This window comes from Rhizobacter sp., assembly GCF_031412495.1.
In the GTDB taxonomy this organism is placed as follows: domain Bacteria; phylum Pseudomonadota; class Gammaproteobacteria; order Burkholderiales; family Burkholderiaceae_C; genus Schlegelella_A.
This window is the reverse complement of record NZ_JANODC010000401.1, coordinates 1-13,670: the sequence shown is the minus strand read 5'-3', so window position 1 is coordinate 13,670 and position 13,670 is coordinate 1. Positions and strand designations below refer to the sequence as shown.

Annotated in this window: 15 protein-coding genes; 4 read left to right on the top strand and 11 right to left on the bottom strand. The window is 70.6% G+C overall.

Annotated features, from left to right (window positions below; genetic code table 11):
• The 9 genes from gspD to gspG form a co-directional block, all read right to left on the bottom strand.
• Window positions 1-2,211 (bottom strand): type II secretion system secretin GspD (gene gspD, locus AC30N0_RS14845; protein ID WP_489518680.1); only part of this gene is annotated, 2,211 nt, incomplete at its 3' end.
• 2 nt (window positions 2,212-2,213) lie between these two features.
• Entirely contained in the window at window positions 2,214-3,098 is an 885-nt protein-coding gene (gene gspN, locus AC30N0_RS14840) for a type II secretion system protein N (protein ID WP_489518679.1), read from the bottom strand.
• On the bottom strand, window positions 3,095-3,613 hold the full coding sequence (locus AC30N0_RS14835) for a type II secretion system protein M (RefSeq protein ID WP_489518678.1): 519 nt from the start codon (window positions 3,611-3,613) through the stop codon (window positions 3,095-3,097). Before AC30N0_RS14835 ends, gspN begins: the two co-directional genes overlap by 4 nt.
• Window positions 3,610-4,878, bottom strand: coding sequence for a type II secretion system protein GspL (gspL, locus tag AC30N0_RS14830; RefSeq protein ID WP_489518677.1), 1,269 nt, complete (start codon window positions 4,876-4,878; stop codon window positions 3,610-3,612). The genes AC30N0_RS14835 and gspL overlap by 4 nt, the downstream gene beginning before the upstream one ends.
• 114 nt (window positions 4,879-4,992) lie before the next feature.
• Window positions 4,993-6,018, bottom strand: coding sequence for a type II secretion system minor pseudopilin GspK (gene gspK, locus AC30N0_RS14825; RefSeq protein ID WP_489518676.1), 1,026 nt, complete (start codon window positions 6,016-6,018; stop codon window positions 4,993-4,995).
• On the bottom strand, window positions 6,015-6,659 hold the full coding sequence (locus tag AC30N0_RS14820; RefSeq protein WP_489518675.1) for a PulJ/GspJ family protein: 645 nt from the start codon (window positions 6,657-6,659) through the stop codon (window positions 6,015-6,017). Before AC30N0_RS14820 ends, gspK begins: the two co-directional genes overlap by 4 nt.
• A complete protein-coding gene (gspI, locus tag AC30N0_RS14815; protein ID WP_489518674.1) occupies window positions 6,656-7,021 on the bottom strand; it encodes a type II secretion system minor pseudopilin GspI in 366 nt (121 codons plus the stop codon). The genes AC30N0_RS14820 and gspI overlap by 4 nt, the downstream gene beginning before the upstream one ends.
• Window positions 7,018-7,506, bottom strand: coding sequence for a prepilin-type N-terminal cleavage/methylation domain-containing protein (locus AC30N0_RS14810; protein ID WP_489518673.1), 489 nt, complete (start codon window positions 7,504-7,506; stop codon window positions 7,018-7,020). The genes gspI and AC30N0_RS14810 overlap by 4 nt, the downstream gene beginning before the upstream one ends.
• On the bottom strand, window positions 7,481-7,903 hold the full coding sequence (gene gspG, locus AC30N0_RS14805; protein WP_489518672.1) for a type II secretion system major pseudopilin GspG: 423 nt from the start codon (window positions 7,901-7,903) through the stop codon (window positions 7,481-7,483). Before gspG ends, AC30N0_RS14810 begins: the two co-directional genes overlap by 26 nt.
• 70 nt (window positions 7,904-7,973) lie before the next feature.
• Between gspG and AC30N0_RS14800 the strand changes: the two genes are divergently transcribed.
• Window positions 7,974-8,633: a type II secretion system protein N gene (locus tag AC30N0_RS14800; RefSeq protein ID WP_489518671.1), complete on the top strand. Its 660-nt coding sequence runs from the start codon at window positions 7,974-7,976 to the stop codon at window positions 8,631-8,633.
• A 45-nt stretch (window positions 8,634-8,678) separates the two neighbouring features.
• Here AC30N0_RS14800 and ilvA read toward each other — a convergent pair whose 3' ends face one another.
• Window positions 8,679-10,235, bottom strand: a complete 1,557-nt coding sequence (gene ilvA / locus AC30N0_RS14795) for a threonine ammonia-lyase, biosynthetic (protein WP_489518670.1) — start codon at window positions 10,233-10,235, stop codon at window positions 8,679-8,681.
• A gap of 235 nt (window positions 10,236-10,470) precedes the next feature.
• On the opposite strand from ilvA, the gene AC30N0_RS14790 reads away from it, so the two are divergent.
• Window positions 10,471-10,935, top strand: a complete 465-nt coding sequence (locus AC30N0_RS14790) for an OsmC family protein (RefSeq protein WP_489518669.1) — start codon at window positions 10,471-10,473, stop codon at window positions 10,933-10,935.
• Here AC30N0_RS14790 and coq7 read toward each other — a convergent pair.
• Complete coding sequence (gene coq7, locus AC30N0_RS14785) at window positions 10,926-11,567, bottom strand: 2-polyprenyl-3-methyl-6-methoxy-1,4-benzoquinone monooxygenase (RefSeq protein WP_489518668.1); 642 nt, start codon at window positions 11,565-11,567, stop codon at window positions 10,926-10,928. The two genes, AC30N0_RS14790 and coq7, sit on opposite strands and share 10 nt — an antisense overlap.
• A gap of 114 nt (window positions 11,568-11,681) precedes the next feature.
• Between coq7 and AC30N0_RS14780 the strand changes: the two genes are divergently transcribed.
• Complete coding sequence (locus AC30N0_RS14780; protein WP_489518667.1) at window positions 11,682-12,857, top strand: porin; 1,176 nt, start codon at window positions 11,682-11,684, stop codon at window positions 12,855-12,857.
• A gap of 241 nt (window positions 12,858-13,098) precedes the next feature.
• A partial coding sequence (locus AC30N0_RS14775) for an ABC transporter permease (protein WP_489518666.1) occupies window positions 13,099-13,670 on the top strand: 572 nt, incomplete at its 3' end.

Below are 13,670 nucleotides of genomic sequence, written 5' to 3'. Positions count from 1 at the left end.
CTCCAGCGCGCCGGGCGTGCTGCCGGGCGAGGTCTGCGGCGCCGACAGCGGCTGGATCGAGTCTTCCATCCGGCGCAGCGGCGGCAGGACCGGCGCTTCGTTGATCGGGATCAGCACGTTCGGCCTCGGCTGCTGGCCCTGCTGCGCCGCCCGGATCAGCTCGTAGCGCTCGACCGAGAGCCGGTTCGTGCTGTCGGCGTCGCGCATCACCGTCGGCCGCAGGAAGACCATCAGGTTGGTGCGCAGCTTGGTCCGCGATTCGCTGCGGAACAGCGCGCCGACGTAGGGGATGTCGCCGAGCAGCGGCACCTTCGACTTGTTGTCGGTGTAGGTGTCCTCGATGAGGCCGCCGAGGACCAGGATCTGGCCGTCCTCGACGATGACGTTCGATTCGATCGAACGCTTGTTCGTCGACGGTCCGGCGTTCGACGTGCCCGGCGCCGTGCCCGAGGCCAGGCTCGACGACTCCTGGAAGATCGCCATGCGGATCGAGCCGTTCTCGCAGATCTGCGGCCGAATGCGCAGCGTGATGCCGACGTCCTTGCGCTCGATGGTCTGGAACGGGTTGGACAGTGCCGTGCCGGTGTTGGTGAACTGGCCCGTCACGAACGGCACGTTGCTGCCGACGATGATCTTGGCTTCCTCGTTGTCGAGCGTGACGAGGTTCGGGGTCGACGTGATGTTGGTGTTGGCCTGCGACAGCAGGAAGCGGGCGATGGCCGAGAGCCCGTAGATGCCGCCGTAGTTGCGGACCAGGCCGATGTTGAATCCCTCGCCGAGCTGCGCGAGCGCAGCCGCCGCCCCCGCCGCCGTCCCGGTGGCAACGCTGCCCGCGATGTCGAGGATGTTGCCGCCGCCTCCGGTGAAGTTCGTGCCGCCGCCGATGATGTTCTTGTCGTTCCTGTTGCCGATCAGACCTTGCCACTGGAAGCCGAAGTCGGCGTTGTTGTCGCCCGTGACCTCGACGATCATGCTTTCGATGTAGACCTGGGCCCGACGCTCGTCGAGCTGGTCGATCATCGAGCGCACCTGGCGGTAGAGCGGCTCGGGCGCGGTGATGACGAGCGAGTTCGTGGCCGGGTCGGCCTGGATGAACCCGCCGGTCGACGGGCTGCCCGAGCCGGTGAGCGGTGCCGTCGCCGCAGAGGTCGCGCCGCCGCCGCCGGCCATGGCCGCCGCCGTGCCGGCGGCGCCCGGCGCATTGGGGGCAAAGGGCGAGGTCGTCGACCCGCCGCCGCCGGAGGCGCCGGCGCTGCCGCCGGTGGCGCTGAAGGCGGCCCGCAGCACCGCCGCGAGCTTGGTCGAGTCGGCGTTCTTCAGGTGGACGACCCAGATGTTGCCGCTCGCGGCCTGGCCCTGCGGCAAGGTGTCGAGGCGGGCGACGAGCGACCGGATCGACGCCATCTTGGCCGCGTTGTTGCTGCGCACGATGAGCGAATTGCTGCGCCCGTCGATCAGGATCGACGGCGCCGCGAGGGTCGAGGCGCCGGCGGCACCGGGTGCCGACGGCACGTTGCTGTCGGTGAGGCGCTGGATCATCGGCGCGATGTCGGCGGCGACCGCGTAGCGCAGCGGAATCACCTCGACGTCGCCGCTCGACGGCAGGTCCATCGCGGCGATGATCTTGCCGATCCGCTGCAGGTTGTCGGCGTAGTCGGTGATGACGAGCGTGTTGTTGCCGGGGTTGGCGTTGATCGTGTTGTTCGGGCTGATCAGCGGCCGCAGCACCGGCACGAGGTTGTTCGCGTTCTCGTGCGTGAGGCGAAAGATCTGCGTCAGGACCTGGTCGCCGCGGCGGACGGTGTCGCCGATCGAGACCGTGCCGGCCTGCAGCTTGGCGTCGGCCTCGGGAACGATCTTGTAGAGCCCCTGCACCTCGACCACGGTGAAGCCGAGGCCGCGCAGCGCCGCCAGGAAGTTCACGTAGGCGTCGCGCGGCGAGAGCGGCTCCTCGCTGTAGAGCGTGATCGTGCCGCGCACGCGCGGATCGACGACGAACTGCTGGCGCAGGATCGCCGACATCGCCCGCGCGACGCCCTCGATCTCGGCGTTGACGAAGTTCAGCGTCACGGCCTGGCCGCGAAAGCGCGAGGCTGCAGGCTGCGCGAAGGCGGTGGGGATCGGTGCCGCACCGACGAGGAGGGCCAGCGCCACGGCCCCGGCGCCTGCTCGCGAGGCGCGGATGGTGCGCGTTGCGCGGAGTGCAGTCATTCTCATCCGATCGAAATGATCGACCGGGCGCCATCGCGCCGGCCGATGATGTTGAGCAGGTTCGACAGCGCTGCCTCGTCGACGGTGGCCGAACGGGCCTCGCCGCGGAACTTGACGCCGCCGGGCCCCCAGGTGCCGCTTCCCGTGAGCTGCAGCGGCCCGTCGACGGTCGAGACCGACAGCAGCGTCGCGCTGTTGCCGCCCCCGCCCCCGGTCACGCTGATCTTGTAGCTGCCGAGTGTCTCCAGCGTCGTCAGACGCGAGGAGACGTTGTCCAGTTCCATGTCGACGCGGCCGTCGAGGCGCCAGCGCCCTCCGACGCGCTCGATCGTCACCCCCGGCGAGGCGAGCCGGACGGTGCCGCCGAGCTGCAGCGTGTTCCACGGCGTGCCCAGCCCGCCGAGCCAGGCGCTCGGCCACTGGCCTACCGGGCTCGGCCCGGGAAGCAGGGTGACGCGGGTGCGGCCGAGGCCCAGCCGGACCTGGATCAGCATCGTGCCGTTGACGCAGCAGTCCTGCCGCGCCTGCACCTGGACGCCGTAGAAGCGCGGCGACAGCGTCCACTCGAGGCGGCCGGGCAGGAAGGCGGCGTCGCGGCTTTCGGCACCGCCGGTGAGCACCGGCACGGCGCTGCCCGACCAGACCGTGCCGCGGGCGTCGGAGAGGATCAGGCGCTGCTCCGTCGCCGAGGCGACGGCGCTGGCCAGCCAGGCCGCCGGCGCGAAGAGGACCACGCCGGCGAGCAGCCCGAAGAGCGTGCCGGCGACGGCCCAGCGCACCGCTGCGCCGCGCGCCTCGACCCAGCTGCGCTCCGCCAGCGTCGACTCGCTCCAGCCGGTCGATGCGACCGTGGAGCTGAAGAGGGGCTTCCTCCGGCGTCCGATCATGAGGCCCCCGACAGGACGACCGAGATCGACCCGCTGTAACCGGCGGCCGCCTTCAGCAGCTGCGCCTCCACCGGCCGGGCGCGCGCCCCGCTGCGCGCCTCGCCGAGCCAGGCACGCAGGTCCTCGAAGGCGACGCCCGTGAAGGTGACCGTGGCGCGGTCGCCCTGGACCACGAGCTTGGCCTTGCTGCCGAGGCGGTCGGTGGCCGCACGCAGCGCCTCGCCGGCCTGCGCCGGCGGCACCGCCGTCGCGCTGCGCAGGGACTCGCTCTCGAACGCGGCGAGCTGGGTTTGCTGCCATTGCTGGTCCAGCCGGGCCAGCTCGATCGGCGCCTCGCGCAGGGTCCTGAGGGCCGGCTGGATGGCGATCATCCAGAGAGCGAGGATGGCCAGGGCAGCGACCATGGCAGCGATCAGCTGGCGCTCGCGCGGGGCGCGGGCCTGCCAGAACTGGCCGGCCTGCTGGCGCGCGCCGGCGATCGCCGGCGGCAGGGAAGCGGCGTGCTCGGCGCTCACGAGACCGCCCCGCCGCGGGCGCGGGTCAGGACAAGCCGGCCCTCGCTGGCGTCGACCTGGTAGCCGGCCTGGCGAAGGAAGTTGCGGAACTGGTCGATCTGGGCGGTGCTCCAGCCGCTGGCGGCGAGCGTCAGCTTGCCGGGCTCGAAGCGGAGGTTCTCCACCGGCGGCCGCTCCGTCGGCCAGGCCGCAGCGGCGGCCTGCAGCAGGGGCTCGAGGTCGGCGTCGCCGGTCTTGCCGGCCAGCGTGCGCAGGGCCTGGGTCTCGCGCAGCATCACGGCGGCGGCGTCGCGCTGGACATCGCCGTCCGAGACGCGGGGGAAGGTCTTCTTCACCAGGGCCTGGATCGAGGCCCGGCGGGCCTCGATCGCGCCGGCTTGGTGCCAGGCCCACAGGTTAAGGCCGGCGATGTGGGCGGTGACGAGCAAGGCCAGGCCGATCCGCGCCGGCCGCCACGCCGGGCTCATGGCCTGCCGCATCCAGTCGCGCAGGGCGCGCGCGCCCCTGGTCCGGCGGGCCAGGTCGAACTGGCGCAGGTTCCAGAGGCTTCGCCCGGCCTGCAGGAGCCGCTGCTCGAGGGCCATCACGGTCACCGGTGCACCCAGCCATTGCTCCGCCGCGACGGCCGCGGTCGGCGCCGCCGACCAGCGCGTGGTCACCGGTGCCGGCTGCGGCGCCAGGGCGCGCGCCAGGCCGCCGTCGAGGCTGACCGTGGCGACGCCGTCGACGTTGGCCCAGGTGAGCAGGACGTTCTTCGGCTTGCCGCCGTCCCCGCCCTCGGCGACATGGAAGTGGCCGGAGGGCGGGTCGTCGGGCCAGGCCATCGGCACGACGCGGTCGACGAAGACCCCGGCCTTCTGCAGGGCGGCGAGCTCCTGGTGCAGCCAGGCCTTGTCGACGGCCGCCACCCACGTCGGCTGGCCGGCCACGGCTTGCGGGGCGACCGCCAGGTGGACGGTGTCGGCGTCCTCGAGCAGCGCCTCCTCGATGACGCCGACCAGCGCCATGCGCAGGCGCGACGCCGGTGCCTTGGGCAAGGTGATCCGGTGCCAGCTGACGTCGCACTCCTGGACGACGGCAATGACCAGCGAGCGGCCAGGCAGCAGGGCGGCCGAGGCCTGCCCCTGGGCCTCGAACTCGATGCCGTCGGTGCTGGTGACGTAGGGGTACTCGCGGCGGCGCCAGTGATCGGCGTCGTCGTTGTCGCTCCGGACGCCGGCGCGCAGGCGCCGATGCTCGGGAAGTTGGATGACCAGGGTGGACATGGCGCTAGGGCTCGGGGCATTTTAGGGAGGCGTGCAGCCTATCCCTTCGCAATCAAGGACTTAGAAGCACGTCTTATAGCGGAATCGCTGTACTGGTTCTCGTTTTGGCCGGATTCAGGAGCCGGTCGCGTCGCGGCTGGCGATCCGTTCACGTTGCAGGACGTTGACGACGAGCCCTTGCCGCTGGACCAGGGAGCGCTGCTCGAGGACGACGTCGGCCAGACGAAGGCGGCCGCGCACCTCGAAGAAGCTCGAATTGATGACGAGACGGGCGAAGCTCTCCTCGGCCACGGAAGGCGCCAGGGCACGCATGTCGGCGATCGACTTCAGAGGTGCGCGCTGGCGCGCCTGGACGATGCGTTCCGCCGTGGCCAGGTCGAGCCCGGCGGTGGCGGCGACAAGCACCTCCCGGGGCGCCGTGTTCACGTTCACGTACACCGTGCCCGGCAGGATCGTCACGTAGGGTTCGAGGGCACGGATCGCCTCCGGGTCGACGCCGAACCAGGCGAGCTGGGCCACCAGGGCCGGCATCAGCGGCGGGTCGGCCACCGGCGCTGCCGCGGCGGGCGGCGGCGTGGCAGTCGCGCTGGCGCCCTGCTCCGGGGGTGCCGGCGGCGCCGCCTGGCTCATTCCCGTGGCGATCCGGGAGGCGACGTCGGCCGAGACACCGACCGTTTCGCACAGCCGCTGGAGGACCGCCAGCTGGTTCGTGTCGATGCGGTTGGTGCCGCTGAGGAGCACGTTGCCCAGGTTGAAGCGGGCCTGGGCGTCGGTGATGGCGCCGGACAGGAACGCGTCGGGCGCGTCCTCGGTGTTCGCCTTGTCCGCGGCCAGGAAGGTTGAGAGGCGCGCCTCGGCGAGGGGCACGGCCCAGGGCTCGCCGAGGTGATCGGGGCCGCCGTTGCGGGCATCCTCGCGCAGGATCAGCCGGGCCCAGTCGAGCGCGCCGGAGAGGATCCAGGCCGACTGCGCGCGGGCCCGCTCCGCCGCCTCGACCTGCACCGCGCGCCACTGCTGCCAGAGCATCGAGGTGGCCAGGGTGGCGACGAGCGCGACGATCAGCATCGCGGTCAGCAGGGCGGCGCCGCGCTGCCGTGCGCCGGGGCGCGACGGCTGCCTTGGCGCCGGCAGCGCGGTCATGGCGCGATCCGGACGTCGCGGACGAGGCTGCCGCTCAGGCCGCTGCCCGGGCCGAAGGACAGCACGATGCGGACCCCCGAGGGCAGGGCCTGCCTCTGCGGCCCGGCGCCGGGCACGTCGGGCGCCAGGACGTTGCCGGTCGACTGGCAGTTGCTCCAGGCGTTGCCCTGGAAGAAATAGACCTGCCACTGCTCGAGGCCGCCGAGGGCGCGCAGCTGGCCGGGCTCGTTGCCCTGGAACTGCTGCGTGCGCATCCAGTTCTCCTGCAGGCCGTTCGTGGTCGTGACCGCCTGGCTGGCCCAGCGCTGCCACATCGAATTCGTGGTGTCGGGGCGCAGCGACCAGGCAACGACCTGCAGACCGCCCGCGGTCCGGCGCGTCAGGCGGACGCTCTGGCCGTCGCAGCTGATCGCGGGAACGGCCGCGCTCTCCTGCAGGGCGGCGAGATCCTGCTCCCACTGCGCGATCACCGTTTCCAGCCGCAGCGTCTGTTCGAGCCGGACCTGGTTCGACTCGCGGGTGCGGACGATGCCGTCGACGCCCTGCCAGGCGATGAGGGACATGATCGCCATGATGACCAGGGCGACCAGCACCTCGACCAGCGTGAAGCCGGCGTTGCGGGCGCGGCGGGCGATCGTCACAGGCGCCCGAGGATGGTCGACAGGACCAGGATCGTGCGGCCGCCCTCGTCGACCATGCGGGCGTCGACGCGGCGGAAGTTCGGGTTGGGCGTGGTCCGGACCTCGAGCTTGCCGGCGTAGGGCCGGCCGAGCTGCTCGCAGGTGAAGTCGCCGGTGCCGATGTCCGGGAACTGCCGCGCCAGCTTCAGGGCGGTCAGCCGGTTGTCGGCACACCACTGCGCGGCCGTGACCTCGGCGAGGCGGGCGGTGTTGTCGGTGAGCGAGCCCGCCGCCTTCATGCCGGCGCCGAGCGTCACCGCGACGATCGCCAGGGCGACCAGCACCTCGATCAGCGTGAAGCCGCGCGAGCCGGTGCACCTCACGGCAGCGCAGCGCCGCTCTCGGCGACGACGAACGGGCCGATCCCGTCGGTCGCCAGGGTCAGCCGCTGGTCGGCCAGGCGCAGCACGATGCGCTGCTCGCCGATCAGCGGCTCCGGCCCGAGGACGACGGCGCGGGCGCCGATCACCTGCGCTGCCGTGCCGGGCTCGAGCCAGTGCCGCGGCAGCGGCTGGCTCGGCGCCAGGCCGACGAAACGGAACCCGGCGCCGTCGGCCTGCTCGCTGAGCGGTTCCCAGCGGGCGGCGACACCGGAAGCCCGGGCGTCGGCCCGCGCCGACTCGAGGAGGGCGGCCAGTCGGGCCGCCTCCTGCTCGAGCCTGCTGGCGGCCGGGTCGCGCATGCCCAGGCTGACGACCGCGCTGGCGATCGCGATCAGCGCGACCACCACCATCAGCTCGATCAGGGTGAAGCCGCGCGAACGCGGCGGGAAGGTGACCGGCCTACTGCCAGGAGCCGACGTCGGCATTCTTGCCCTCGCCACCGACGACCCCGTCGGCACCGAAGCTGTAGACGTCGATCTCGCCCTTCAGCCCCGGGTTCGCGTACTGGTACGGCTTGCCCCAGGGGTCGGCCGGCAGCTTGTCGAGGTAGGCGCGCCAGTTCGGCGGAATCGTCCCCGACGCCGGCTTGACCACCAGCGCCTGCAGGCCCTGCTCGCCGCTCGGGTAGCGCAGGTTGTCCAGGCGGTAGAGCTTCAGTGCCTGCATCAGGTTGTTGACATCCGTCCGCGCCGCCGTGACGCGCGCATCGTCGGCGCGATCGAGCATGTTCGGGACGATCAGCGCGGCCAGGACGCCGATGATGACGAGCACGACCATGAGCTCGATCAGCGTGAAGCCGCGCCGGCGGGAACCTCGTTTCATCGGCTGGAGTCTCGTGGAGTTCTACCGGTCGGACGCCTCGTGGCGGGGAGCCTTCAATGATAATGGCCGCATGTTGGCGCGCCTCGCTGCATTCGTGATCTGGTCGCTCGTTGCGGCCACTGCGGTGTTCTGGGCGCTTCGCTTTGCCGCCCGCTCGCCGCAGGCGCCGCCGTACGCCGTCGCCGTCGGCAAGTCGGCGCCCGTCCGCGGCGACCTGACCCGCCTCTTCGGCACCGCCCCGATCGTCGCGGTGACGGCCGAGGCAGCACCCGAAGCGCCGTCCCGATTCAAGCTCGTCGGCGTGATGGCGCCGCGCTCGAACCCGGCGCAGCAGGTCCCGGCCTATGGCCTGGCCCTGATCGCGGTCGACGGCAAGCCGGCGAAGGCCTTCGCCGTCGGCGCCCGCCTCGACGACGGTCTGATCCTGCAGTCGGTCGGCCATCGCAGCGCGACGATCGGCCCGGCTCAGGGCGAGCGCAGTGTCCTGCTCGAGTTGCCGGCCTTGCCGCCCGCTGCCACCGGGGTCCTGCCCGGGCCCGGCGCGCCGGGCCCGGCCGTGCCGCCGGCGCCGGCGATGCGGATGCTCCCTGCCCAGGTTCCACCGCCCGCAACGGCGCCGGCCCCGTCGGCAGCCCCGCCGCCGGTTATGCAGTCTCAGCCGGTTCCGGCCGCCGTGCCGCCGCCGGTGAACCCCGGCCTGCCGTCGCCGGACAACTTCCGCTCGCAGTAGACGCAGACGGCGGGGCGGCCCTTCTCCGGGCGCACCGCCGGTGCCCTAGCTCAGGAAAAGTCGGTAGGCCGGGTTCGCGGTCTCTTCCGCGCAGGGATAGGCCAGGCTGGCGAGGAAGGTGGCGAAGGCCTTGTCGTCGGACGGCGGCACCTGGATGCCGACCAGGATCCGGCCGTAGTCGGCGCCCTGGTTGCGGTAGTGGAACAGGCTGATGTTCCAGCCGTTCGGCATGCTCGAGAGGAAGCGCATGAGGGCGCCCGGCCGCTCGGGGAAGACGAAGCGGTAGAGCCGCTCGTCGCGGGCCAGTGCGCTGCGCCCGCCGACCATGTGCCGCACATGCTCCTTGGCGAGGTCGTCGCCGGTGAGGTCCAGGGTCGGGAAGCCGTGCTCGCCGAAATGAGCGCCGAGCCGAGCCGACTCGGCCCGGTCGACGGTGGCGATGCCGACGAAAACGTGGGCGACGCGTGCGTCGGCGATGCGGTAGTTGAACTCGGTGACGGCGCGCGGGCCGATCAGCTCGCAGAAGCGGCGGAAACTGCCGCGCTCCTCGGGGATCGTCACGGCGAAGAGGGCCTCGCGCTCCTCGCCCACCTCGGCGCGCTCGGCCACGAAGCGCAGCCGGTCGAAGTTCATGTTGGCGCCGCAGGTGATGGCGACGTAGGTCTCGCCGCGCGTGCCATGGCGCTGCACGTACTGCTTGATCGCCGCGACGCCGAGGGCGCCCGCCGGCTCGAGGATGCTGCGGGTGTCCTCGAACACGTCCTTGATGGCCGCGCAGGCAGCGTCGGTGTCGACGACGACCCACTCGTCGACGAGGGCCCGGGCGATGCGGAACGTCTCCGCGCCGACCTGCTTGACCGCCGTGCCGTCCGAAAACAGGCCGACGTCCGACAGCTGCACCCGGTGCCCGGCCTGCACCGACCGGACCATCGCGTCGGAGTCGTTCATCTGCACGCCGACGACGCGGATGTCCGGCCGCACCGCCTTGATGTAGGCCGCGATCCCGGAGATCAGGCCGCCGCCGCCAACGGCGACGAAGACCGCGTCGATGCGGCCCTGGCGCTGGCGCAGGATCTCCATCGCGATCGTGCCCTGACCGGCGATCACGTCGGGATCGTCGAACGGGTGAACGAAGGTCAGCCCGCGCTCGGCCTCCAGCCCGAGCGCGTGCGCGTGGGCTTCGGAGTAGCTGTCGCCCTGCATCACGACCTCGGCTCCGAGGGCTCGCACGGCGGCCACCTTCAGGGAAGGCGTGGTGGTCGGCATGACCACCAGGGCCAGGCAGCCGAGCCGCCTCGCCGCCAGGGCCACCCCCTGGGCGTGGTTGCCCGCGGAAGCACAGATCACGCCGCGGGCGAGCGCCTCAGGGGCGAGGTGCGCCATCTTGTTGTAGGCGCCGCGCAGCTTGAAGCTGAAGACCGGCTGGGTGTCCTCGCGCTTGAAGAGCACCTCGTTGCCGAGCCGGGCCGACAGCGCCGGTGCGGCATCGAGAGAGGTCTCGATGGCGACGTCGTAGACCCGCGCCGTCAGGATCTTCTGGAGGTAGCCGTCCAGGGCGATTCGCGGCTGCTTCGGCGAGGGCTTGCGGGAAGGTGTCGCCATGCCTGAGGCATCTCCTGCGGCCGACGATTGCGGCAGTGCATCATAAAGCGGCACGGCGTGGCCAGAAAAAAGCCCAAGGCATCGCTGCCTTGGGCTCAATCCACCAATGGAGGAGGTGGAGGAGACAATCAGTTCGTCGCCCCGGGCCGGCTGTCATCGGCACCAGGAAGATCGAGTGAAAAAGAGTGTAGGCGCATTTTTGTTGCGCTGCAATAAACGACACAAAGGCGGGCCCATGGAGTGCACGATCGACTGGCTGGCGGCGACCGGCATGGCGTTCAGCGCCGAGACCGGCAGCGGCCATCTGCTGACGATGGACGGCTCGCCCGATGGCGGCGGCCGCGATCTCGCGCCGCGGCCGATGGAGACGGTCCTGGCCGGCACCGGCGCCTGCAGCGCGTACGACGTCGTCCTGATCCTGAAGCGCGGCCGCCACGATGTCCGCGGCTGCCGGGTCAAGCTGACGTCGGAGCGTGCGCCGACCGATCCGAAGGTGTTCACGGCGATCCATCTGCACTTCATCGTCAGCGGCGTGGGGCTGACCGAGCCCGCGGTGGAGCGGGCGATCGCCCTGTCGCACGAGAAGTACTGCTCGGCCACGATCATGCTGGCGCGAACCGCCGCGATCACGACCAGCCACGAGCTGGTCATGCTGCCTGGGCCGAACGGCAAGCCCTCGGGAGGCGGCCCTCAGACGTAGTGCGCGGTCGTCGTCATCACACGCGCGGCGACGCGCATGGCCCAGCGCACCGGCAGCGGCAGCCGGGACGCACCCAGCCGCTCGGCAGTGATCGCGTGGGCGGCTTCGTCTTCCTTCATCTGCCTGACGATCGCCCTCGACGCCGTGTCCGCCGCCGGCAGGCGCTCGAGGTGCCCGTCGAGGTGCCGCTCGACCTGCCGCTCGGTCTCGACCATGAAGCCGAGGCTCGTGGCGTCGCCGGATCGGCCAGCGACGAGGCCGATCGCGAAGGCGCCGGTGTACCAGAGCGGATTCAGGCGGCTGGGCCGGGCGCCCAGCTGCTCGAGCCGCTCGGCGGTCCATGCGAGATGATCGCTTTCCTCGCCGGCGGCATGCTCGAACTGGCGGCGCAGGGCAGGGTCCGGCGTGGCAAGGGCCTGGGCGCTGTAGAGCGCCTGGGCGCAGACCTCGCCGACATGGTTGACGCGCATCAGGGCGCCCGAGAGGCGCCGCTCGGCGGGCTCCAGGAGGACGTCGGAGCGGGGCGGGGCGGGCGTCGGCCGGGTCGCCGACGGCGTGCTGGTGAGGGCACGCAGGGCGTGGTCGGCGATGGTGAGAAAGCGGTCGAGAGCGCTGTGCGGATGGGGGATCATGGGAGCTTCAGGATAGCGTCCAACGTCTCGGATCGGCCCCGGAATGCTCGTTGTGCCAAGACAACATCAGGGCCTTTTTTGTGCGCCAAGGCTTTCCACCTCGAGGTCCCTCTGGTGCAATACATCCAACTTCCCGCTCAGGGGGTTGTGCCTGATCTGCTCCACGCGGGTTTTCGAGATCGGGACCTCTTTTCAACTCAGGAGATAGTCGCAATGAAAAAATCTCTGCTCGCTCTCGCAGTGCTCGGTACGCTGACCGGCGTGGCGTCGGCGCAGTCCTCGGTGACCCTGTTCGGCATCGTCGACGCGAACGGCCGCTTCGTGAAGAACGACGGCTCGGCGCGTCGCCTCTCGCTGTCGACCGACGGCATCAACAGCAGCCGCCTCGGTTTCCGCGGCATCGAGGACCTCGGCGGCGGTCTGCGCGCTGGCTTCTGGCTTGAGGCGGGCGTCAACCCCGATACCGGGACGACCAACTTCGGCACCCCGGTTGCGGCGAACAACGTCGTGACAACGACCCAGAACACGCAAAGCAAGTTCTTTAACCGTCGCTCCACGGTCAGCCTGATCAGCGGCGCCGGCGAACTTCGCCTCGGCCGTGACTACGTGCCGACGTTCTGGAACCAGACGATCTTTGATGCGTTCGGCACCAACGGCCTCGGCAGCTCGCTCAACGTCGCAATCCTCGGCAGCCATGTTCGTCAGGACAACTCGATCGGCTACTTCCTGCCGCCCAACATCGGTGGCTTCTACGGTCAAGCGATGGTCGGCGCCAGCGAAGGCGGTTCGTCGCTGGATCGTCCGGGTCGCCACCTGGGCGCGCGCATCGGCTTTGCCGCCGGCCCGTTCGACGTCGCCGCTTCGTACCACAAGCAGCGCTACGCCGTCGCGAACAACCTGAATCTCGGTGGCGAAGAGCAGGACGTCTGGAACGTCGCCGGCTCGTTCAACTTCGGCTTCATGCGGCTGATGGGCTACTACCAGCACGACGAGCTCGAGCGTGGCATCGACCAGAATCGTTACTCGGTCAGCGCCATCTTCCCGCTGGGCCAGAGCGAGATCCGCGTCGGCTACAACCGCGCCAAGGCCGACCTCGGCGCCACCAACGCCACGGTGGACCAGATCGCGGCAACCTACCAGTACAACCTGTCCAAGCGGACCGCGATGTATGGGACGGTCTCCCGCCTTGCCAACAAGGACAACACGTCTGTGGCGCTGTCGGGTGGTAACGCCATCCGTGCCGGTGGCGACTCGAAGGGCTTCGAGCTCGGCGTTCGTCACATCTTCTGATCAGGGCTCGCCTCGAGCGAGCTTGTCGATCCGACTTGAAAGGCCGCCTTCGGGCGGCCTTTTTCATGGATTCGGGTGCGCCATCCGGGCATTCCCTTTTGACGCGTGGCCCGGGTTTTGCTCTCATACGCGTCCGGCAAGTGGCCACTGAAATCCTGGTCGCACAGCGCAGTCCGCGCGCCCGGATGCCTCACAGCGGGCATGCTTTCGGCGATGAGTCGATGCCGTCCACGTTTCCTTCATGCTCGCCTTCGTTCTCCGCCGACTCGTCCAGGCCATCCTCGTCATGCTGACGGTGGGCTTCATCGCCTTCATGCTGTTCCAGTACGTGGGCGATCCGGTCACCAACATCCTGGGCCAGGACGCCACTCCGCAACAGCGCCAGCAGCTTCGCACCGACCTCGGCCTGGACAGGCCTTTTCCGGTGCAGTTCGCGGCCTTCGTCGGCAACGCCGCGCGCGGCGAGTTCGGCCTCAGCCTGCGGCAAGGGCGCAAGGTGTCGTCGCTGATCGCCGAGCGGTTGCCGGCGACGCTCGAGCTGGCCTTGCTGGCGGCAGTGATCGCGCTCGCGTTCGGGGTTCCGATGGGCGTGTATGCCGCCTTGAAGCGCGGCACCTTCATGTCCCAGGCCATGATGACGATCTCGCTCATCGGCGTCTCGCTGCCCACGTTCCTGATCGGGATCCTGCTGATCCTGGTGTTCGCCGTCATGCTGAAGTGGCTGCCGAGCTTCGGGCGCGGCGAGGTGCTCGCGATCGGGCCCTGGACCACCGGCATGGCAAGCTTGGACGGATGGCGGCACCTCATCCTGCC